Genomic DNA, 21690 nt, shown 5'->3' on the forward strand with positions numbered 1-21690 from the left:
CCTGGAGTTGCCGGATCGTAGGGGTACACGCTTGATCGGGATGTGGGCATCAAAGATCTCGAAGTAGGAATAAGTTGTAATCTGTAATAATGTTATTTTCACGCATTTCCGTCTGCGTAATACCCACAACGCCTGAATAGATTTCTCATCGTTCTTCATTCGTAAATCTCGCACTATCTCCCTTAACACTACAGGGGAGGTTCAGTGCTATGCGCAAATCACACTTTGTCATTGCCGGTCTGGTTTCAAGCCTATGGGTTACTCCCAGTATCTGGGCAGACGCTGATGCTGAACGAGAAACACTAGCAACTCTTCTCCACGAATTACAATCCCTCGAGTCCTTGATCAGCAAAGCCGAAGCACAACGCCACCAGGATACCCGCATCCAGTTTCGCTACGACTGGCTACGCCAGGATATAGAGCGAATCGAATCCGGAATTCAGTCGCACATCGACGCTCCCCGTTCTCAGCCACGCCGCTATGCACCTCTGCGCGGCGATTATCGCCGATAGGTCATTACCGATGACCTCACTGCAAAATTCAATGTTTCAAGCTGGTGCGGGCGTGACGCCCTCCACCTTGATGGTGGCCATCGCCTCGATGGTCATTTCACTGACCTTCATCTGGGTGATCTGGGTGACGCTGGGTACCTTTCGAGCTTGGCAATCTGGGGAAGTCAGTGTGTTCGAACTCACGTGGAGCGTCTTGAGGGCTTGTATCGTCTTAATGGTCCTGGGGTTCTATCTGAGGTAATTCCCAACTCTTTGTTGAACGTTGTAAAAAGGAACAATGCCATGAATGCTGTACTTCCCGTAAATCGTAATTCCATGCAAGCCTCTGTAAATCGATTCGCTCTGGTTGGCTTGGCCGCCACGCTGTTTCATTCGCCGACTTGGTCGGCGTTACCCACACCGGTGCCGCCGAGTACGGCGCCGGCGGCGGGGGACTGGATCGGTTTGATTCAGGGCTACATTCGTGATGGCGGTTTGGTCTTGGGGCTGGCCATTGCTGTATTGGGTTTTCTTTGGGTGGCCTATCTTGGTTTCGCCAAGTTTAACGAGGCCCGGCAAGGCAAAGCGGAGTGGGCCGAAGTGGGTGTGCTCGGCATCGTTGGGGCTGTCGTTTTGATCTTCGCCAGTTATCTGCTCACCGAAGCGGCCGGCGTTATCTAAGTCGTCGGGCAGAGGGGTGTTGAAGCGATGACTCAGCAGCAGGAAGTACTGGCGGACCGGCTTAACGCCGAACCCGCCATTTTCAAAGGGTGTTCATCATCGGAGCTCGGTACCATCGTCGGGCTCTCCATACTGCTTTGGTTGCCGTTGAGTCTATTGCTCGCCTGGGTATTCGGGGCGGTCACCATGGGTTTCGGGGGCGCGGGCGTGGGTGTTATCGCCACCGTTGTCGTGTCCGCGACCGTGTTTCAGCGCATCAAACGCGACCGTCCCGATGGCTACTACCAACAATTTCTGCGCATTCGTTTGCATCAATGGGGTTTGATGGGTTGCCCTTGGGTCAGACGCAGCGGTGTGTGGGATATTGGGAGGACTCGCGATGCAGCGCTATCGCTACGAGATCGATAACGTCCGGGCGCATCTTCGCTCTCTTTGGGCGATCATCGGTGTCCAGTTGTTGGTCATCGTGGCGTTGTGGTTCGGCTGGAGTCAGTCGCCCAAGCAGCTGCGAGTCCATGTGCCGCCCGATCTGCGCTCCGGCGCGGTGCTGGTCAATCAAGAGGTTCCGCCGGCCAACGTCTACGCTTTCGCCTTCTATATCTTTCAGCAGCTCAACCGCTGGCCCGACAACGGTGCTGAAGACTACGGCAAAGCGATCTTCAAAATGTCCCCCTACCTCACCCCAAAGTACCGCAACGATTTGATTGAGGACATGGAGTTGAAAGCCCGACGCGGAGAGCTGGCTTTTCGGGTGCGTGGCGTGCACGAGGTGCCGGGTCATGGCTTTGAGGAGCGTCGCGTCGATGTGTTGGCATTTGATACCTGGGTGGTGTGGCTGGATCTTGATCTGTTGGAGTCGGTTAAGGGCATGACTGTCAAACAAACCACGATTCGTTATCCGCTCCGGGTGGTGCGCCACGCCATCGATGCGGAAACCAACCCCTGGGGGTTGGCCCTGGATGGCTATGAGGGCAATGGGCCGGCACGACTCAATGAGAATGGGGTGTCTGCTACGGATAACCCATCAACAGAAAGGAAGGCCCCATGAAAGTAATAGGTCAGTTACGGCGGTTTGCCGTTTTTATCGTTTTACTGCTGAGCGCACTGAACAGCGCTTGGGCAGAGTCCATCTCTGGTGAAAGCACCAGCGTGCTTGAACGCGTCGTCTGGCGCAAGACCCCCATCACGATATCGCTGCAGGTTGGTGAAGAACGGCTGATTCATTTTCCGGGCGCCGTGAGTATCGGGTTGCCCGCACCGTTAACCTCGGCGCTTCGCGCCCAGAGCATCGACGGGACACTTTACCTGCGGGCCCTTCAACCTTTTACCGAGAATCGATTGATGGTGAAGCCTGAAGAGGGTGGCCCTATGGTGGTCCTGGACGTTTCTGCAACCCAGGGCAGCGGCGAGCGGTCATCTCTCGCCGATGTTCAGGTGATGATGCCGCCTTCAACGGCGCAGGAAACCGGTGACGACCCGACGTCAATCCGCGCTGAAACTGAAGCCTGGGGCTATGTTGCGTTAACGCGATTTGCGGCTCAACAGTTATACGCGCCTTCCCGATTGGTACCCAATGAACTCGGTATCGCGCAGGTCTCGGTGGAGGATACACCCGTGCCTCTTATTCGAGGGGTACCGGTGACCGCCACGCCCGCCGCGGCGTGGAAGGCGGGCCGTTACTGGGTCACGGCGGTCAAGCTGCAAAACGACAGTCCAGAGCCGGTGGTGCTGGATCCCAGGGATATCCGCGGTCGTTGGCTGACAGCGACCTTTCAGCACAACCGGCTGTTGCCCGCTGGGAGTGAGGCGGACACGACCACGGTCTACCTGATTTCCAATCGTTCTTTTATTGAATCCTTGTGAGCCTTATTGGGAGAATCGTTATGTCCATGGTTCGCAGTAATCGTCTGTTACCGCTGTTGGGATTGGTGGTCGTGGCGATCGTCAGTCTGGTGGGACTCAAGCTGTGCTCCCATGAGGAAACAGGACCGGTGATGTTGGACGCGGTGCCACAGGCGCCCCGGCCCGATGCCGACACCCCCGCTGACACCATCAACACCCTAACCGCGAACGTCAGTGCCATGACGTCGGAGCTGAAAGCGTTGCGGCGAGATAACGATTCCCTCGCGCAAACGAACCGGCAGCTGCAAGGCGATCAACGCATCATCGAGAATAACGTCTTTTCGAGGTTGCAAAGATCGCTTCAGGACAAACAAGCAGACCAAGATTCCGAGGCCTCCTGGGCCATTGCCGAATTGAGAGATGAGCTGGCCTCCTTGCGTCGATCACTGAAGCAGGCATCAAAGGCTCAGCACTCTAGCACCGACATTCCCGTTGGTGTGGGGCTAGAAAAAATCAGCGGTTTCCCATCGGGTGCTGACGCCCTGACGTGGATTCAGCCGCTCGATGGACCCAGTGATTTGTCGAGCGACGATGATGGATTGTTGGGACGCGTCAATCGCGCGACCCAGACCGCGTTGAGTCAAGGGCAGCCGGTGGTGGAGCGTCTGGAGCGTCAAGGTCGGGAGACGTTGAACGCGTCACAACCCGTGTACACCATTCCGCGCAACGCCACATTGATCGGCTCCACGGCAATGACGGCCTTGATTGGTCGCGTGCCTATCGGTGGTCAAGTCAATGACCCCATGCCATTCAAGGTGATCGCCGGCAAGGACAACCTGGCGGCCAATGGTCTGACCTTACCAGGGGTGGCCGGGATGATCTGGAGTGGCACGGCCGTTGGTGACTGGACCTTATCGTGCGTTACCGGGCGGTTGGAATCGGTCACCTTTGTGTTTGAAGACGGCACCCTGCAGACCTTGTCCAGCGACGATCAATCGCTGGCTGGTTCCAGTGGAAACAGGGATCAATCGCTGGGGTGGGTCTCTGACGCGCGCGGTATTCCGTGCATTACCGGTGAGCGCAAGACCAATGCCGCCGCGTTCTTATCCCAGAGCATCGCCGTGACCGCTTTGGAAGCGGCAGGGCAGGCCGCTGCCGCCGCCGAAACCACCACCTTGGTGCACGACTCCGGCGCGACCTCAGAGGCGGTCACGGGTGATCGCAGCCAATACATTCTCGGCAACACCCTCAGCGGCGGCAGTGAAGTCATCGCCCGTTGGTTGCGCGAACGCCAATCTCAAAACTTTGATGCGGTGTTTGTGCCAGCGGGACTCGAGCTGGCGATCCACGTGGACGTCGAACTCCCCATTGATTATCACACTCACGGCAGGAGGTTACACCATGCCAACAGTCTACCGTCCAACGCCAATGCGGCTGCTCACGCTGGTCTGGATTAACGTGCTGCTGATCGGCTGCGCCAGCAATAAGGAAACGGTCTTGCCGCAAGCCGGGCCGACCATGCAGGCGATCTATCAACAGCACATGAACGATCTCCAAGAAAATCATCGATCCCTGCAGGGTCATCGGCGCTTACCCAAAGAGGGCATTGCCCACTATCGCGGGTTTGTGCGAGAGGCCGCCAACGAGATCGACACGGTCTTTCCACGTCTGCCGAACCCCACCCTGGTGATGTACGTGTTTCCCCATTTGTCCCACCAGGAGCGAACGCCGGTCCCTGGGTATGCCACCACCTTTCCGTTTTATGAGCGGGTGGAGTACGCACTGCCCGGTGAGATTCCTGGTTTACCACTGGAACCGGCGTCCGTTGCCTCTGAAGGGGCGTCCCAATGAGCGCCCGTCGAGAGGACGTACCGCCGCTCACCACCGCCTCGGTTCGCCAACTCTACGAGCGTCCATCCTCGTTTACCGATTTGCTGCCTTGGGTGGAATACGACCCGGACAGTCGCGCGTTTTTACTCGAAGACGGCGTGAGCCTCGGGGCGGTGTTTGAAATCAACCCGGTGGGGTGTGAGGCGAGAACGCCGGATTACATGAGGCAGTTGCGCGACGCCATCCAAACGGCGATTAATGAAACGCTGCCCGAGCGTGACGACTCGCCCTGGGTGTTGCAGGTGTACGTGCAAGACGAGCCCAGTTTGACCGCCTTTGACGAGTCCGTGGCCAGCTACCCCAAGCCTGCCGTCCGCGAGACCACCTTCACCCAGCGTTACCAAGAGACACTCTCTGAGCATCTTATGGCCATTTCTCGTCCTGGCGGGTTGTTTGAAGACAAAGCCGTGACCGGTTCTCGCTGGCAGGGACAGCGACGGCGGGTGAGGGCGGTGATTTATCAACGCCTGGGCCATCAGGGCAGAACGCCCTCGAGCATCGAAGTGCAAGAGGCGCTGAACGATGTGGCGATCAAGTGGGAAGCCTCGCTGGCCACCACCGGGATCGGTGTTACTCGTTTGGACGGGCGTGCGTTCTACGAGTGGCTCCTGCCCTGGTTCAACCCCAAAGCGACGGAGAATGGTGAGGCCCCCAACAACCTGCTGACATTGGCACCGTACCCCGGAGACGAACACTTGCCCTTTGGCTACGACTTCGCGGAGCAATTGACGCTGTCTCAGCCAGAATCCGACAGCAAGCACGGCTATTGGCGTTTTGACGGCATGCCCCACACGGTGGTCACGGTGCAAAGTTTACGACGAGCGCCAGATGTGGGTCATTTTACGGCCGAGCGCGTTGGCGGCGATCAGATCTTCTCGCTGTACGACCGGTTGCCAGAACACACCATCATGGCCATGACGTTGACCTTTAAACCCCAGGACACCACCCGCAATCACATTGCGCAGATCAAGCGAGCGTCGGTGGGGGATTCGGCCGAAGCGGACATCACGCGGGAGCATGCCGAGCAGGTGGAGCGGGAAATGGCACACGGCAACAAACTCTACCCCTTCAGCCTGGCGTTCTATGTGCGAGGGGAGGACGACAAAATCCTGCGAGCCAACGTCAATCGTCTTAATGCCATCCTGTTGCCTAATGGCTTGCAACCCATCACTCGAGAGGCGGAGCTGTTGGCGCTCGACAGCTACATCCGCAATCTGCCCATGGCCTTTGACGTGAATCTGGACAAGCGCAGTCGGCGCTCTCGCTTGGTGTTTTCTCGGCACGTTGCCAATCTGTTGCCTTTCTATGGCCGTTCACGAGGGACCGGCCACCCAGGGTTGGTGTTTTACAACCGCGGCGCCGAACCCTTGGTGTTTGACCCTCTCCATCCTGACGATCGCAAGAAAAACGCCCACATGTTGATTCTGGGGCCCACTGGCGCCGGTAAGTCGGCGTTGCTGGTCTATCTGCTGCAACAGATGATGGCGCGACATCGCCCCCGTATTTTTATCATTGAGGCCGGAGCTTCGTTTTCCCTCCTCGGGCAGCATTTTGCCGATCATGGCGTCACGGTGAATCAACTGACCCTCAATCCCCAAGTGGACGTGAGTCTGCCGCCCTTTGCCGACGCCTTGCGATTGCTCACTCAACGACAGAGCTTGGGTGGGTTTGGCTCAGAGGGATTTGATGAGATCGACGATGACGATCAGGAGTCCATTGAGGAGCGCGGCGGTCGCGATATCCTCGGGGAAATGGAAATCGCCGCCCGCATCATGATCACCGGTGGCGACGAGCGAGAGGACGCCCGCCTGACTCGCGCCGATCGTTTATTGATTCGACACGCCATTGTCCTGGCCGCCAAAACGGCAAAGGCCGAGCAGCAGTCGCAGGTGTTAACCCAACATGTGGTCGAGGCCTTCCATCAATTGTCGCACGCCGACGAGCTGCCAGAACACCGTCAGCTGAGGGCGCGGGAGTTGGGCGACGGCATGGCCCTGTTCTGTTCCGGTGTCGCGGGCCACTTCTTTAACCGACCCGGTAAGCGCTGGCCCGAAGCCGACGTCACCATTCTGGAAATGGGCATCCTGGCTCGTGAGGGGTACGAAGACCAGTTGGCGGTGGCGTACCTGTCCATGATGAGCCACATCAATGATCTGGTAGAACGTCATCAGCACGACGAGCGCCCGACCTTGGTGGTTACCGACGAAGGTCACATTATCACCACCAACCCTCTGCTGGCGCGTTACGTGGTTAAGATCACCAAAATGTGGCGCAAGCTTGGGGCCTGGTTCTGGATCGCCACCCAAAATCTCGAAGACTTTCCCGACGCCAGTCGCAAGATGCTCAACATGATGGAGTGGTGGCTGTGTTTGGTGATGCCCAAAGAGGAGGTGGAGCAAATCGCCCGCTTCAAGGACTTGAACGACGAGCAGCGACAGTTATTGCTCTCGGCGCGCAAGGAACCGGGCAAATACGTGGAAGGGGTGGTGTTGGCTGACAAAGTGGAAGCCCTGTTTCGCAATGTGCCGCCCCCGTTGTCTCTGGCCCTCGCCATGACCGAAAAACATGAAAAAGCCGAACGAGCCGCCATCATGCGTGAGCGCAATTGCACCGAGCTGGACGCGGTGTACGAAATCGCCCGCCGTATCGCCGACGCTCGGTAACGGAAACCCCAACGGCGCTTGACAGGTTTAACCCTTGGGAGAGATCCCAAACTCAGGGAATATGACCCCACAGACATCAACGCCTCGTCGTCACACCAGGACTGGGAGAACCATCATGGGATCCATCAAGGAGCAATATCGGCTGTTGGCGGCGTTCACGGCGGCCATGTTGACCGCGCCAGTGGTCTTTGGCAAGGCGGCGAATGATCACGAACCCTTGAGCGTGGAGGTGTTTGTCGAGTCGGCCCATGCGCCGCTCTGGCAACAAGCCATCGTTGCGCATTGCCATCCTTCACTGTCGTGCACCGTGTACGTGATCGACCGCATTGAGCAATTTCAAACGCAACTGTCTGAACAGCTGCCGAATGAACCCGAGCAGGCCAAAGCGCTGGTGCTCAAACGTTTTCAGAAAATGGATTTGGCGTATTCCCAACAACTGGAAAATTGCGCCAAAGGCCTAGCGTTGGCACTGAAGTATCAACTTGATCGATACCCGGCAATTGTGTTTGCCGGAAAGACCGTGATTTACGGGGTTCATGATCTGAAGGAAGCACTGCAGCGCTATCACACCTGGTGGGAGCAATCGTCACCATGAAACACGTCTCTACGCTTCTTATTGGCTGTGTGTTGATCGCTGCATCGTCGATTAGCCACAGCGGGCGCATCACAACCGCGGAAATAGTAAGCCACACCACCAGCGCGGCACTGAGCTGCATGCGCTGGACGCCGGTGGGTGTGTGTTTTTGGTTGAGGTGTTCGTTGTCGGGTTGCAGCGTCCGAACGTCCATCAAGGTGGGGCACTATCAACCCGATGCGGTGGTGAGCGCCTACAATGAGCTGGGTGGCAACCCCTGGTTGGAGATTCGGGCGAGCTTGGGACTCGCGCAACGGAGTGCGGCGGACGGCGTGTTGGGGAGATTGATGTCAGTGCCCATCAACAGCGCGGGCAATCGGACCGAAGGGGGGCAGGGCAAGCGCGATCACCGCAATTTGATCTTTCGGGAAACCGATGTGATTGGTCATCCAGTCAGCGTCTTGTCGTCGATCATTACCGGTACGGGCTATCTTTGCCGTTCGCAAACTCGCCCCTTTTTTCCTTACTTCCAGTCTGGCTTGGACGCGTTGTCCTGGCGCATGGAGGTGCCAGAGATGTTCTACCCTGCCAGCGTCATTCCAGGCCTTCGGGAAATCGGTCGCTGGCCCTGGCAGACTTGGGGCAGCGTATACCCGCGCACCGGCTGGACCACGCAAACCGAAGAGCCCAAAGCGGCGGCCATCAATGCCCAACGCGCGGGCGACATTGTCACACGTCGCCGGCAACCCCATATTTACGTGCCCATTCGAGGTGGCTCCAGTTCTCGGCAACGAGTGTGGCCGCCGCGCGCTCTGGTGGAAGGGAATCCCAGAACCGGCGTGTGGCAGATGCTGTTGCCCAGACCGGAGTCGTCTTGTCGGGTGTTTGGGCAAAACGACCTGGCCAGTTGGTCCGGCTGGGGTGGTGGCAAAGTGGACCCCGAGGGCGATTACGCCTGGAATCTGTGGCGCCCCTACAGTTGCTGCCGTGATCGCGGCACCTTTTTGTTTGACATCAATTGGATTCGATTCCCATGAGCAAACCGTCTCCCAACTTCACGCTGGCCGGTGTCGTCATTTTGTTGAGCATCAGTTTTCCAAACCAGGCCGCCCAAGGGCCTACCGAAGACAGTTTCTGGTACTACGAAATCGGCGGAGCGGAACCGGTGTCCGTGCCGCCGAACCCCACTGTTACCTCTATCACCCTCGGGGGATCGGCGCAATTGGGGTTGGGGTACAGCTGTGGGCAATTCGATCCGGTGGCGGCGGTCGAGCACACGCTCAACGACATCGGTCGAGGCGTCGACAATATGATGAGCGCCATGACGGCGGCGGCCACCAGCGCCATCGCCGCGTTACCGGCCTTGATTCTCCAGCGGGCGAATCCGGGTCTCTACGATTTGTTTCAGAACGCATTAATAAAAGCGGAAGAAACCCTGGAGCTGGCCACCAAAAGTTGTGAGCAGATGGAAGCGGAAATTGCCCAGGGCAAGAATCCCTATGCGGACCTCATCACGTTGTCCAAAGGTAACGATTGGAAGGTGCAGATGGGCATTGGCGGCAATGATGCGGTCACGGCGAAAGAACGGGTGGAAGATTCTAACGGGGACAACGGTGTGCCTTGGGTGGGTGGTCAAGCCGGAGGCTCGGGTCAGCCGGTGTTGGCCTTTACCGGCGACATCGTGGAGGCGGGCTACAACATCCACATGAACCGACCGCTGACAGACGACAGTCCCGCGCCAACGTCTTCGAACGCTCGTTTACCAAAAATTTGGAGCAGTCCTGCGGACGCCCGTGATTGGACCGTGGACGTGGTGGGGGAGAACATCGTGACCACCTGCGATACCTGCCGCAAAGACAGCGTCCCGGGCACGGGACTCTTACCCAAGCTGTTTCAGGAGTCGGCGGCCGTGACCACGGAGCTTCAAAATTTGGTGAGTGGCGCCACTCCACCAACACTTGGCAATCTTGAAAAAATCACTGCTCCCGGCGTGGCCATCACCCGCCAAGTGATTGAAGCCATTCAAACCCTGCCCGCCTCCGAGCAAAGTCTGATCGTAGGTCGACTGGTGTCGGAAATCAGCACCGCACGTACCGTTGAAAAAGCGTTACTGGCTCGACGCTTATTGCTTTCCGGGCGACAGGTGCCCGAGGTCTACGCAACGGAAGTGGCGCGAGAACATGCCGACGCGTCCATTGCCGAACTCGATCAGGAAATCAATAACCTGTTGTTTGAATCGCGGGTGCGCAAGGAAGTGGTATCGGACACGGCGGCGCTGTTGCTGCAACGTGCCCGCGCTCAACAGGACAGCTCCATGACGCTGCCCGAGGCTCCAACGGTGGACCCCAAACCACTGCGTGGCGGGCGCGTTCAATAGTGGGTGACTCAATGAACGTCCCACGTTCTGCCACCTTGTGGCTCACGTTGTTGATGCTGTTACTGGCTGTGGTCGTCGGTACCGGCTTGATGCATCGCATCGGCGTGACCTCGCTGAATGAGGTCCGCGATACGGTTTTGCATTGGCAGCCTTTCATGGTGGTGTGTCGCTGGACCCTATTGGTCGCCACGGCGTTGATTTGGCGATCGGTGTACCTATCGCAGTGCCGGCAGGGTTCACTCTCGCCCACTCAACACAAGAATCTATTGAACAAGCGCCTATCAAACAAATACCGAATGGTCATCGTCACCCTGCTGTTGATGGAATTGGTGATTGGGCAGCGGTGGCTCTTTCTTTTTCTGGACCAACGACTCGGTGTTGACCCATGGCGGTAGACAGCTATCTGGAACTCTTTACCACCCTGTTTGGCTGGGTATTCTATGGGATGTTGTGGGACGTGCTGGTCAATACCGGTCTGGTGTACTTGCCGTTTCTGGGGATTTTGATCGACAACTGGAAAGAACCGGCGCAAGGCGGCGAGGTGGGGCACGCCACCAGCCTGTCACTGCGGCGCATGGAAATTGACTTGTTTATGGCGCTGATGGTGGTGGTGTTGGCCGGTCAGCCGTCTGCCCTAACACCATTGAATGCCAGCGCGTTGTCTTACGCACCGCCACCGACCTTGGCCGAACCGACGCCACCCACGGCCACCGTGGGTACACCGCAAAGCACTTATGGCGTGACGGGGTTTACCGGGGTGGCGGCCACTGTGAACGTTCCGGTGTGGTGGTACGGTGTCCTGGCCGTGAGTTCGGGCGTCAATCACGCAGTGGTGGCGGGGCTGCCCACAACGGCGGACATGCGAACCTACGAACAGCAAGCGCATTTGGCCACCATTGCCGATCCCCGACTCAGAAAGGAAGTCAGTGAATTTTTCACACAGTGCTACATTCCGGCACGCTCCCAGTTTCAGCGAGAGAGGCCCGATACGTTAGCGGTCAACACACTGCTCACCACCTTCGGTCAAAGCGATCCCGATTGGCTGGGGTCTCACGTCTATCGGGATATCGCTGGCTACTACGATCGACTGCGTCCGATTCACGCCGTCGTCGGTTGGCCTTACAGTGCTGCTCGGGATACGGAGTACGATCCTGCGTCACCGCCCCTTTGGGGGAAGCCCTATTGCAAGCAATGGTGGGAGGACAGCACGCGCGGGCTGCGACAACAGCTGATCAACGAGGCGGACGCCACCTCGGCCGGATTTTCCAGTTTGGTGGTGAGTATCGCGCCTGGTTTGGCGAGCGAAGAACAACGGGACGCGGTTGCCAAAACCGTACTCAAAAACGCACCGCCGGTGTGGTCCAGTAATGAGCTAGTCCGAAACAATGCCTCTGGCGCTGGATTGGTGAACGCCGTCGGGTCGGTGGCCAAAACAGGTTTAGCCGCTGGGGGGATCGTGACCGCCTCGGCGTTGTTTTCCGTCACCATGACGGCGGTGATTCAAGCCTTGCCCATGGTGCAAGCCGTTCTACTGCTCGGCATCTACGCTCTATTGCCCTTGGTGGTGGTCTTGTCGCGTTACTCTCTGTCCATGATGGTAGTGGGGGCGATGGCGATTTTTACGGTGAAGTTCTGGAGTGTGTTGTGGTATCTGGCCATGTGGGTGGATCAAAATTTGATTCTCTCGATGTACCCCGATGTGAAAATCTTCTTGGAGACTTTTGCCAGTCCCGGGGAGCACGATGCCAAGCGTATGCTGTTGAATATGATTACGACCAGTTTGTATTTGGGGCTACCGCTGCTGTGGAGCGGAATGATGGCGTGGGCAGGTATTAGAGTTGGTCATGCACTTGAATCCGCAACGATACCAATTAGAAAGCCTGCTCTGGATGCAGGAAATCAAGGAGGGAGTCTTGGAAAGGCAGTTGTAGGAAGAGGACTTAAACGTTAATCTTCTTCGTACCATCCAGCTGGATCATTCCCCGTGTCAAATTTCCCGGTGCGGTAATTTAAAATACCGCCCGCCGAGTTGCTAGATTCGCTTTTGTCTTCTCGTGATTCAGGCGACGAAAAAAGTGCACCAAATAAAATAGAGAAGACCTCACCAAGCAAGTGCAGAAGAACACCCGTAAGTTTCCAGAAAGCCTTTATGACCATGTAGAGCTTTTCTTTTTTCATAATACCTTCACTATACACTCCATTTCTGTACAGCAACTGAATGCAAAAGAAAAACTGGCAGGCAACTAAACCTTTTCGCCTTTAAAGACAATCACGCCACAAATGGTGGTTCGTTTGTCGAGTGCGGTGATTCGATCTGGCCAATCGATATTCAACGCGGTCAAAAACTCTCGGCCTTCTTCAATAATCAGCTGTCGGAACGTGGCCTCCTTCGACCCACGTTTTTGTACCACAACAAACTGCCCATGCTTCGGTGCAACGTCAGGATCCACGAACAAAATATCGCCTTCGTTAAATCTCGGTTCCATGCTGCGCCCTTGAACGTGAAGAACAAACGCTTCTTGGCTGCATTTCACCGGGCAGGACATAAGCTCGCTTTTCTTCAACGACGTCTTGCCCTTCGACAGCTTGTGCCAGTTGGCCGCTTCCTCCCAGGAAATCAGAGGCAGCAGGCTTTGGAATTCAGGCGTTGCTCGGCCGTTTCCTTTTCGTTTCGGGGCATTCTTGTCGTGATTTTCGTCCATCCATCCTTGGGGCTTTTTCATCCCTTCCTCCAGCTTCGTTGCCAAATCATCACCGATGGCGCGCGGAGTTCCATTCTTTGTCGGCAATTGATTACGAACTTGACTGAGGTAAGAACTGTTGGTGCCGACAGCGCGCGCCAATTGCGCAGCAGATCCGGCTTCACTGATCAGAATTTCGAGATTCTTCAGACGGGTCTGTTCGTGTTTTCGCATCATGCTAACCATTCTAGCAGCTAATTTAGCAGTGTGGTAAGTAAAAATGCGACTCAGACCATTGTTTGATAATTTGCTCAGTGCTAATGTTTAGCTTATGGAGCTGAAGGATTTTCTCAAGCTAGCAAGCAAGAAGGAACGGGCAGAAGTAGCCATCGCTTGCAACGACTCGGTATCGTATCTTTACCAGATCGCTGGTAATCATCGGTATGCCAGTCCCATCCTCGCCTTTCAAATTGAACGGGAAACGCGACGTGTTGCCAAGACGTCCAATGGACGGTTGGAAGTGGTGCCTCGCGCCACCATGGTTCGCCATCCTGAAATTTTTCTTGAGCCTGGTTGCGGTTCTCTGAGTCGTCAGTTGAATGGAGATGTTCATGACGACTCTTGTTGAGCCAACGAATCGTAGCGAGAAATTCGATGAGACCGTTCCAGTAGCGGGCGATGCAGATGACCAACTTAAACGAATAAGGGTCACTGACATTCGCACCTACGACCGCAATCCCCGACGGCAACTCAATCCAGAATATTTGAGAATAAAAGCGTCCATTCGAACCGGCGGTTTGGATCAACCGTTGGTGATTACCCAGGAACCCGGCGCTGAGGATTATGTGCTACAGGCCGGTGGCAATACACGATTGCAAGTGCTCAAAGAACTGTTTGAAGAAACGGGCGATGAACACTACGGTTGGGTCAATTGTGTTGTGAAACCCTGGGCCGAAGAATCGTCGATGTTGTTTGCACACCTTCGTGAAAACGAACTGCGTGGTAATTTGCCCTTTATCGATAAAGCTCGAGCGGTGTTTGATGCCAAAGCGCTTCTGGAAAAGGAGCTGCAAGTTGACGAACTCACGCAACGCCAATTGGAGAAGCTGTTTCGCGAACGAGGCTACAGTCTCAGCCACAGCATGATTTCCAAAATGGGCTACGCGGTCCACACCTTATGGCCCTTAATGCCGAAGGCGCTACAAAACGGTTTAGGGCGACCACAAGTGGAAAAAGTGCGCTCACTGGAACGCGCCGCACTCAAGGTGTGGTTGATCCGAGCACTGGGCGATCAATCGTCGTTCGAATCGGTGTTCGCGCAATTGTGCCAGCGCTACGACACACCCGAGTGGGACATCCAACCGTTACGCAGCGCCCTGGAAACCGAAATCGCCGAAGCGGCCAACACCAGTTTTCAGGTGGTTCGGTTGGAGCTGGACACCTGTCAGGCGGGCCGCCCTCTGTCCCTGATGAACCCCATCGATGGCGACAATCGCACCGATGCCGATGATCACTCGAACCGGTCAGAGAACCCACCGGATCACCCCCTGTTAAACCCAAGCTCAACATCGGAGAATGGGGCGAAGTCGTTCACGGCACCCACGCGCACCTTACATGCTCAGAACACTGAACGTTCTTCTACCGGCGAACACGATCACACCGCTGACCCAGTCGGTAGGGGTAAAAACAGTGACGAGAACAATGACGAGAACAATGGCGAAAACAGAGGAGAGACAGCGGACGCTGGCTGCCACCACGCCTTCCGCACCCTGCGTCTCAAGATGGGGGCGTGCGCGCAACAGCTGGCGGAACACCATGGATTGGCGGACTGTGTGCAACGCTTGCCTGAACAGGGGTTGGGCTTTCTGCTGTTGGATGTGCCGTCACAAGACCTTCGCGACACCTTAGACCACGAGACCCTTGAACAGGTCAATAGCCTCTGGTGGTTGCTGGCCAGCTGCTGCGATCTCACCACGGCGCCGAAAGAGATTTCGCTGAACACACTGGCCCCGCCATCGGTGGTCCATCACGCGTTGGTCGAACAAGATGTGGAACTGCTGTTGGATCACGTCAGCTTGACCGATCCCGGACGCTGGGGGGAGCAATTGTGGTCCGTCATCAGCGATGAGGACTGGCAACAACTCCTGAATCTAATGACTCATTACCGCACCCTCAAACGCAAAGCCTGGCGGCTCAATACGCCACTGTGGCACAAGGAGAACACCGATGTCGACCAATAAGGAATCTGACCTGATTACCTCCGTACTGCTCTATGCCATGCGGTGCTTGGCCGAAGGCGACCAACAAGCGCTGCGGGCGATGAACTTTGGCCCCAAGGAGCTTGAAGCCCTCAAGGAGATGAACCTGGCGGATCTCTACCGGGTTGATCAACTGCGCGCCCACTGCTTGCGCATTGGACTGAACCGAGACGTTTTCTGGCCGATGCTGGATCACCTGAAACACCAGCGGGAATCCGAAGAGCTGCAACGCGACCTCATCGTGGCCGATGCCCCCATGGAAATGATGCACACCCTGTTTGGCATGAGCTCCCGGGAGTATTCCCGCTGGCGCCGATTACTGACCGTCACCAGCATCGTCGGACGCCCCCCGGAACCGGATGAAACGGTTTCCCACGCGTTGTGGTACGCCTGGCAAGACTACGTCAAAGACCGTGATGAACCCACGTTGTTGGCATCCGATTATTTGCATCTACACAAAAACACCCAGATTGACCTTCGTATTGTCTGGAATCTGGTGCAACGCTGGGAAGTCTACGGCTATCACGACAATGAGGCAGCCAAACAGCATCGCGCGTGATGCCCAAACAGTCCAAACCACAACACAACCCATCGCAGTCGCGCCGACAAAGCGCGATCCATTCGTCATGGCACCATCACCATCAAGGTGATGGGATAACCCTAATAGGAATGCCAACGCCAATGCACACGACATTGGCCTCATCTCGACAGCTACAGACAACGCGGACATCTCAAAACCCCAAAATCCCTAGATCCAAACCCAGAAAACCCGCTGGTACCGCGGCCTCCACCCACGTTGATCACAATATCACCCTCGCAATGGCTCAACGTCCTGAGTGCTCGCTGAGCAGGGTGGACCCCATGACGGAGAAACCATCCATTCGTCCCTCATTACACTGCTGAACATTGAACGAGGTTCCACTGTCACCACCCAGGCGTGAGGCGGTTGCGCAAACGACGACACACGTTGGAGTGGTACCCCGTCGTGCATCGCGCCGAATTACGCGTTAATACCCCCATTGATGAATCGACAGACGGACCACGCGAATGAACACTCAACATCTCGACAGCGCCCTGAATGCCCCGTCCGCTGGCACGCCAAAAACCGCCGCCACGTTGCGCAGTCGAGTGGGCGTGGTCCTCCACACTTACCAAGCCCAAAATCTCCTGCAGGGTCGAAAGGCCCAGCCCGGCAAACCCGGCATCATGGGGCTAACGGCATTTTCAGAAAGGCTCAAAGCCCTCTGGCACGGTGCGCGTCACGACGACCCCTACGCCGATTGGTACCTTTTAAAAATAGAACGGGGCCTGAGGCATTGCGAACACCAATACCAAACCTTAATCAAGGCACTGGATCAGCACTTGGCACAGATCGAGGAGTTCGACATCACCATTGCCGATTCCGGCCAACCGCAGACACTCTCGTTGCGTTTGGCCAATCCCTACGCTTTTCAAGGGCTCAGACGGTTGGTGGAGTACGATCACGTGATCCGGAGCGAAATGACCCTCAAGCACCTAGGGACGGTCTTGCCAGAGAGTCTCCAGGCGAAGGTGGATAACAGCGGACGGTTATTGCGACGGGTCCTGTCAGTGCCTCAGCGCTACTGCCTCCTCAATATTGATCGAGCGGCCGTGGCGCAGGGGACAGCACAGGCGAGCGTCGCCCAAAAGCGCATGGGCGTGATTCCAGCGGATATTTTGAGCGGGCAACGACTCCCGGCTATTCGACCGCTGAGCCAAGTTGAACCGTCAACAGACGCTTCTTCCTCCAACCAGGAGGCAACCTCTGCATGACCAAGGATCGTGATGTGGGTGTGAGGATTCGGCTGGACGCGCGAGTTCCTCTGGAGTCCATGGTGCTGAATCGCCTGCAAAACCTGCCCCGGGCACGACGCGATGAATGGTTGCGGCGGCTATTGATCCTCGGCTTTCGATCTGAGTGTCATTCGCTTAAGAGCTCCATCACATCAGAGCGATCGGCACCCAGAGCGTTGTCACCGATCGTCACCAAAGACAAAAATCACAACGCTCGAGTCACACCGATCCGAGAGTCGCCCGGCGTAAACCCCACAGAAAAGGCCGCTCTGTGGGAAGCGGACGACAACACTGACGTGCCCCAACCGATGGCGGAAGATTTGGATTCCAAGCCATTCGCTCGACTGAGGGCAGTGATGGGGTAGGGCGCGCAACCGGACAGCAGACCTGATCGATCGATAATACGGAACCGATATGATGAGTACCGCAAGACAAGACAACAGCCTAGAGCCACAACGACTGCCGATGGAGGAAATTTCGACGGACGTGTCCGTGGCCCAAGTGGGAATGGATGATGGCTACGCCGACACCAAAGTCGCGCTGCCCGACGGGCGTCTGGTCTCGATCCCCTCAAGAGCCCGCGTCGGGCAGGCGGGTGTCACTTGGATACGGGAAACCGCTCAAAGCATCTTCGAGTACAAGACGGAAGGCACTGTGTACTCCGTCGGTGTCGTCGACGGCGAACCCACACAATTCGATGAATACCCGACGTCCGGGCTCAATCGCGTCATTGTCCAACACGCCCTCCATCAAGCCGGGCTGTCGGGCCGTTCCGTTCACCTGGTCTCCGGCTTACCGGTGGGTCGCTTTTACCGCAAAGACGGGCAACGCCGCCAAACGCTCATTGACCAAAAGTGCGACAGTTTGAAAAAGACCGTGGAACCCCTGACGCGAGAGGGCAACCCCGACGGCTCTCGCCTAAAAACCTCGGTGGCCTTCCACGAAGTGATTCCCGAAGCGCTGGCGGCCTGGTACGACCACGTCATTGACTGCGACAAAGAGAATGTGCGCCTCGACACCGAAAAACTCAGCGCCCCCATTGCCATCGTCGACATCGGTGGGCGAACCACGGACTACGTCGTGGTGCAAAATCAGGCGGTGGTGCATGGCGCCTCGGGGTCTCTCAACCGTGGCTTACTGGACGTCAAAGCCTGGGTCAGCAACGGCATCGAAGAACACTTTGATGTCGTCAACATCGGCGAACAACGACTGGACCACGCCGTCAAAGCCAACACACTCCGATTGCACGGCAAAGCATACGACGTGACAGACTTGGTCAAGTCCGCCAAGCACGAACTGGTCGAACGTCTCTATATGGAAACCCGCCGCCAATTGGGGCAGGGCGCGGAACTGGATCGCATCCTGTTTGTGGGTGGGGGCAGCGCCGCACTGGCCACCGACATCGCCGACTGGTTTCCGAACCAAACCATCGCCGATCACGCCGCCTTCGCCAACGCTCGCGGCATGCTCAAGTATCTCCAATACGTGTGCGACGACCGAATTACGCCTGGGCACAAGCCCGACGATAATGAGTAAATACAGTCAAAGTACACAAAAGAAACGACTTTGTACGTGGCCACTGCGGTCTCAGTGGCAAAGAAGGTATCAACGGGGTGTGCAACCGATACCGCGGCTCTGCCGTCACCCCACGCTCAGGACTCCTCCTGAGATAACTCACCCTGCCGGGAAGTGTGTTCCCGCCAGGGAAGCGCTGTCGCCGGTATTCGTCTGATTCATGGAGAACAACGTATGACCAGTAATCAACCTGCACCCGCGCAAACCCCGAAGGCTTCTGACCCAGCGAAGTATTTCGATCTCGACATCAAAGGCATCGGTTACCTCAACCGCATACGCGAAGTGAACCCGGATGGTGGCACATCGTTCATCGGGGTTTCCATCGCCGCACTCAGAGGCAAAGCCGACGACGTCCGCTACACCCACTTTGACTGTGTGGTGTCGGGCGAAGAAGCCAAAGATTTGGTGCGCCAACTCGGACCCGCTGTCGCCGCCGACATGAAAGTGTTGGTGGGTTTTCACCTCAGCAATTTGGAAACCGATTGGTTCACCTACAAACAAGGCGTACGGGCCGGACAAACGGGCGTCAGCCTCAAGTCCCGCCTACTGCGCTTTCAATGGATTCGGATAGACGGCCACCCGTTCTACCCAGCCGAGCAAGAATCGGCGGCCTGACCCTCCCAATCCACACACTCAACGTGCCATGCAGCAATTTGGCACGTCACCTTCCACCCAGCGGGGAATCCTCCCCAATGGGACGGTTCTCCTCGCCAACAACCTGGAGAATCACCATGGAAGACAACTCGTCAACTACAACCACGACAACAGAAATCAATCGTTTTACGGAGTTCACCCAGAACCAGCTGAACGATAGTGAACAACAAACGGTCATTGATCTGGCGTTCGACGTGCTCAAAGCCAGACATCGACCCGGCCAACCCCTAACCTGTCCGCAACAGACCCGCAATTTCTTGCGGTTACTGTTGGCGGACCGCAAAGTGGAAATCTTTGGCTGCCTGTACTTGGACACTCAACACCGCGTCATCGACACGGTGGAATTGTTCCAAGGCACCATCGACGGCGCTTCGGTCTACCCCAGGGTAGTGGCACAGCAGGCGCTGGAAGCCAATGCGGCTGCCATCCTGCTGTTTCACAACCACCCCTCCCAGGTGGCTGAACCCAGCAGAGCCGACGAACGCATCACTCAACGCCTGCAGAAAGCGTTGGAGCTGATCGACATTCGAGTGCTGGACCACTTTGTGATTGGCGCAAACGACACAGTGTCGTTTGCAGAACGTGGCCTTCTTTAAGGCCTAAACTCAACCCCACGTGATTGACATTTATGCGTGGGGAAACTAATTTGATTACATCCCGCATTCAAGGCTAAGCACAGGCTCAAGCGAACATACGTCTGATTGAGCATCAGAATAATGGGATTTAATTAAACGGAATTTTCTTGATGATAGAGCTGGCCCCAGTTACCGAAATGTTCTCTTTACCGGGAATCCAGATTTATCAGACTGGGTTCGTCGTGTTGAAGTATGGCCGAATGACCGAATGACCTAAACGAACACGGAGCTTTTGGCGCGACAAAATAGCGACACAAAGTGAAAATTCGGCACGAAGCAGAAGGATTTTCACTTCTGGCCTCCGGTATCAAACGCTCGCACTGATTCCCGCGGATATCCAAAAAAAGCACCGTAAATTATGTTCTGTTTTGAGACTCGGAGCAGATTCTTGGCTAGTTTAACAGTGCACAACGTAGAGCTCGGTATAAAAATGGATCTTGTCCAGACCTCTTAAAGAGGTGGAATCATTAAGTCAAGCTATGCTGCTTCTTTGTACCCTGGCTACTGGTTCCCCGGTGTTACATTTCGTTTTGGGTGTGAGGTATTTGGGAGAGGGTTTGGCAAACGCCTCATCGGCTGATGTTATAACGGCTTTACTAAAATCATAGAACAAGGAGGAGGCGGCGAAGATTGGAGTGATCGGTGAGCAGTAGAAAGGTGGACTTGTTCTGCTGTGTCTTAAAGCGTTTACCATCGATAGGCCTACGCTAAGCGCCGTCGTCAAGTCGAAAAATCCAGGAAGCCAATATGTGGATGGGCCTGAACGCCGGCTATCCGATGCCGTTGACGCAATCGCTGAGTAACTGATGGAGTAGCAAGAAAAAGACAGCTGCGGAAAACGAGCAGCGGAACGTTTGAGTTTTACCGATCGTGCCTAATCTTGAGTTGTAACTCCGGGTTTCAGTGTTTCACATAGAATCCAAACACCGATTTTAATGAGATAGGCCTGAAAGTCTGGATCGCAAATCTTTTCAGGATACAGCTCCAGTGCTGTAAAAAATTGACTCTTTATTCCTTGCAGTAAGAAAAACCCCGCTGCCTTGGCCTCTTCAAACGACGCGTCAGGGTACTCTTTTCGTATCAATGGCACAAAGTAATCTTCGACAAAATTGAGCACGCCATAGCTCTCGCCATAGATCTTGCCTATGTCGTAGTGGGAGCCATAGCGATTGTGAAATGATGAATGCAGGAGCCGGAGTCTCTCATGGGTGGTAACGCTACTCTCGATCATGTCTTCCAGTAGCGATTCCAGAGTCATCTCCGGATGACTCGAGGTTGACGTTAGCTGAGCGAGGGTGTCACGTATCGCTGTTTGACATTCGCGTTCATAGAGAGCGGCAACGATAGCCTCTAGGCTAGGAAAGTATTGATAGATGGAGCCTTTCCCTGCGCCGGAAACGTGTTCCAGCAATGGTAGTGTCAAAGCTTGTTCGCCGTGCTCTGAGAGTATCTTTAGGCAGGCGTCTAAAATTGCCGTAACCATATGTTGAGAGCGACTTTGCTGGGGCTTTTTTCGAGGCTGTGGAGGCGGGGGTTGTTCGAGCATGTAAATGG

25 protein-coding genes are annotated in these 21690 nt (G+C 56.0%); 22 read left to right on the forward strand and 3 right to left on the reverse strand.

Annotated elements, in window-relative coordinates; genetic code table 11:
* Nucleotides 1-209 precede the first annotated feature (209 nt).
* The 14 genes from HBA55_RS30875 (at nt 210) to HBA55_RS30940 (ending at nt 12469) form a co-directional block, all read left to right on the forward strand.
* The gene (locus HBA55_RS30875; RefSeq protein WP_166999528.1) at nt 210-512 is read left to right on the forward strand and encodes an integrative conjugative element protein, RAQPRD family; all 303 of its coding nucleotides are present in this window, start codon (nt 210-212) and stop codon (nt 510-512) included.
* Nucleotides 513-582: 70 nt separating this feature from the next.
* Nucleotides 583-753 carry a TIGR03758 family integrating conjugative element protein gene (locus HBA55_RS30880; RefSeq protein WP_240946390.1) on the forward strand — a complete coding sequence of 57 codons (171 nt, stop codon included), beginning with the start codon at nt 583-585 and terminating at the stop codon, nt 751-753.
* 41 nt (nt 754-794) lie between these two features.
* Entirely contained in the window at nt 795-1172 is a 378-nt protein-coding gene (locus tag HBA55_RS30885) for a TIGR03745 family integrating conjugative element membrane protein (protein WP_166999536.1), read from the forward strand.
* Between the two features lie 27 nt (nt 1173-1199).
* Nucleotides 1200-1580, forward strand: a complete 381-nt coding sequence (locus HBA55_RS30890) for a TIGR03750 family conjugal transfer protein (RefSeq protein ID WP_166999538.1) — start codon at nt 1200-1202, stop codon at nt 1578-1580.
* Entirely contained in the window at nt 1552-2220 is a 669-nt protein-coding gene (locus HBA55_RS30895; protein WP_166999540.1) for a PFL_4703 family integrating conjugative element protein, read from the forward strand. Before HBA55_RS30890 ends, HBA55_RS30895 begins: the two co-directional genes overlap by 29 nt.
* Entirely contained in the window at nt 2217-3035 is an 819-nt protein-coding gene (locus HBA55_RS30900; protein WP_166999542.1) for a TIGR03749 family integrating conjugative element protein, read from the forward strand. The genes HBA55_RS30895 and HBA55_RS30900 overlap by 4 nt, the downstream gene beginning before the upstream one ends.
* A gap of 20 nt (nt 3036-3055) precedes the next feature.
* On the forward strand, nt 3056-4471 hold the full coding sequence (locus HBA55_RS30905; RefSeq protein WP_166999544.1) for a TIGR03752 family integrating conjugative element protein: 1416 nt from the start codon (nt 3056-3058) through the stop codon (nt 4469-4471).
* On the forward strand, nt 4416-4865 hold the full coding sequence (locus HBA55_RS30910) for a TIGR03751 family conjugal transfer lipoprotein (RefSeq protein ID WP_240946386.1): 450 nt from the start codon (nt 4416-4418) through the stop codon (nt 4863-4865). The genes HBA55_RS30905 and HBA55_RS30910 overlap by 56 nt, the downstream gene beginning before the upstream one ends.
* Nucleotides 4862-7567, forward strand: a complete 2706-nt coding sequence (locus HBA55_RS30915; protein WP_166999547.1) for a conjugative transfer ATPase — start codon at nt 4862-4864, stop codon at nt 7565-7567. The genes HBA55_RS30910 and HBA55_RS30915 overlap by 4 nt, the downstream gene beginning before the upstream one ends.
* A 115-nt stretch (nt 7568-7682) precedes the next feature.
* Nucleotides 7683-8162: a TIGR03757 family integrating conjugative element protein gene (locus HBA55_RS30920; protein WP_166999549.1), complete on the forward strand. Its 480-nt coding sequence runs from the start codon at nt 7683-7685 to the stop codon at nt 8160-8162.
* A complete protein-coding gene (locus HBA55_RS30925; RefSeq protein WP_166999551.1) occupies nt 8159-9178 on the forward strand; it encodes a TIGR03756 family integrating conjugative element protein in 1020 nt (339 codons plus the stop codon). Before HBA55_RS30920 ends, HBA55_RS30925 begins: the two co-directional genes overlap by 4 nt.
* A complete protein-coding gene (locus HBA55_RS30930) occupies nt 9175-10518 on the forward strand; it encodes an integrating conjugative element protein (RefSeq protein ID WP_166999553.1) in 1344 nt (447 codons plus the stop codon). Before HBA55_RS30925 ends, HBA55_RS30930 begins: the two co-directional genes overlap by 4 nt.
* 11 nt (nt 10519-10529) lie before the next feature.
* Nucleotides 10530-10913, forward strand: coding sequence for a hypothetical protein (locus tag HBA55_RS30935; protein ID WP_166999555.1), 384 nt, complete (start codon nt 10530-10532; stop codon nt 10911-10913).
* Nucleotides 10904-12469: a conjugal transfer protein TraG N-terminal domain-containing protein gene (locus HBA55_RS30940; protein ID WP_166999557.1), complete on the forward strand. Its 1566-nt coding sequence runs from the start codon at nt 10904-10906 to the stop codon at nt 12467-12469. Before HBA55_RS30935 ends, HBA55_RS30940 begins: the two co-directional genes overlap by 10 nt.
* On the opposite strand, the gene HBA55_RS30945 is transcribed toward HBA55_RS30940, so the two are convergent.
* Both HBA55_RS30945 and HBA55_RS30950 read right to left on the reverse strand, forming a co-directional pair.
* On the reverse strand, nt 12466-12696 hold the full coding sequence (locus tag HBA55_RS30945; RefSeq protein WP_166999559.1) for a hypothetical protein: 231 nt from the start codon (nt 12694-12696) through the stop codon (nt 12466-12468). The two genes, HBA55_RS30940 and HBA55_RS30945, sit on opposite strands and share 4 nt — an antisense overlap.
* A gap of 65 nt (nt 12697-12761) precedes the next feature.
* A complete protein-coding gene (locus HBA55_RS30950) occupies nt 12762-13436 on the reverse strand; it encodes a S24 family peptidase (protein WP_166999561.1) in 675 nt (224 codons plus the stop codon).
* 94 nt (nt 13437-13530) lie between these two features.
* Between HBA55_RS30950 and HBA55_RS30955 the strand changes: the two genes are divergently transcribed.
* The 8 genes from HBA55_RS30955 (at nt 13531) to radC (ending at nt 20097) form a co-directional block, all read left to right on the forward strand.
* Nucleotides 13531-13827, forward strand: coding sequence for a hypothetical protein (locus tag HBA55_RS30955; protein WP_206020056.1), 297 nt, complete (start codon nt 13531-13533; stop codon nt 13825-13827).
* Complete coding sequence (locus tag HBA55_RS30960) at nt 13811-15439, forward strand: ParB family protein (RefSeq protein WP_166999563.1); 1629 nt, start codon at nt 13811-13813, stop codon at nt 15437-15439. The genes HBA55_RS30955 and HBA55_RS30960 overlap by 17 nt, the downstream gene beginning before the upstream one ends.
* Nucleotides 15426-16016, forward strand: a complete 591-nt coding sequence (locus tag HBA55_RS30965) for a DUF2857 domain-containing protein (protein ID WP_166999565.1) — start codon at nt 15426-15428, stop codon at nt 16014-16016. Before HBA55_RS30960 ends, HBA55_RS30965 begins: the two co-directional genes overlap by 14 nt.
* Nucleotides 16017-16504: 488 nt before the next feature.
* Entirely contained in the window at nt 16505-17251 is a 747-nt protein-coding gene (locus HBA55_RS30970; RefSeq protein ID WP_166999567.1) for a PFL_4669 family integrating conjugative element protein, read from the forward strand.
* On the forward strand, nt 17248-17637 hold the full coding sequence (locus HBA55_RS30975; RefSeq protein WP_166999569.1) for a hypothetical protein: 390 nt from the start codon (nt 17248-17250) through the stop codon (nt 17635-17637). Before HBA55_RS30970 ends, HBA55_RS30975 begins: the two co-directional genes overlap by 4 nt.
* Nucleotides 17638-17686: 49 nt before the next feature.
* Nucleotides 17687-18808 carry a ParM/StbA family protein gene (parM, locus tag HBA55_RS30980; protein ID WP_240946387.1) on the forward strand — a complete coding sequence of 374 codons (1122 nt, stop codon included), beginning with the start codon at nt 17687-17689 and terminating at the stop codon, nt 18806-18808.
* A 213-nt stretch (nt 18809-19021) separates the two neighbouring features.
* A complete protein-coding gene (locus HBA55_RS30985; protein WP_166999571.1) occupies nt 19022-19462 on the forward strand; it encodes a DUF3577 domain-containing protein in 441 nt (146 codons plus the stop codon).
* 116 nt (nt 19463-19578) lie between these two features.
* Nucleotides 19579-20097: a RadC family protein gene (radC, locus tag HBA55_RS30990; protein WP_166999573.1), complete on the forward strand. Its 519-nt coding sequence runs from the start codon at nt 19579-19581 to the stop codon at nt 20095-20097.
* 913 nt (nt 20098-21010) lie between these two features.
* Here the strand turns inward: radC and HBA55_RS30995 are convergent.
* The gene (locus tag HBA55_RS30995) at nt 21011-21682 is read right to left on the reverse strand and encodes a TetR/AcrR family transcriptional regulator (RefSeq protein ID WP_166999575.1); all 672 of its coding nucleotides are present in this window, start codon (nt 21680-21682) and stop codon (nt 21011-21013) included.
* Between the last annotated feature and the right edge of the window lie 8 nt (nt 21683-21690).

Source organism: Pseudomaricurvus alkylphenolicus, from assembly GCF_011683955.1.
Classification (GTDB): domain Bacteria; phylum Pseudomonadota; class Gammaproteobacteria; order Pseudomonadales; family Cellvibrionaceae; genus Pseudomaricurvus; species Pseudomaricurvus alkylphenolicus.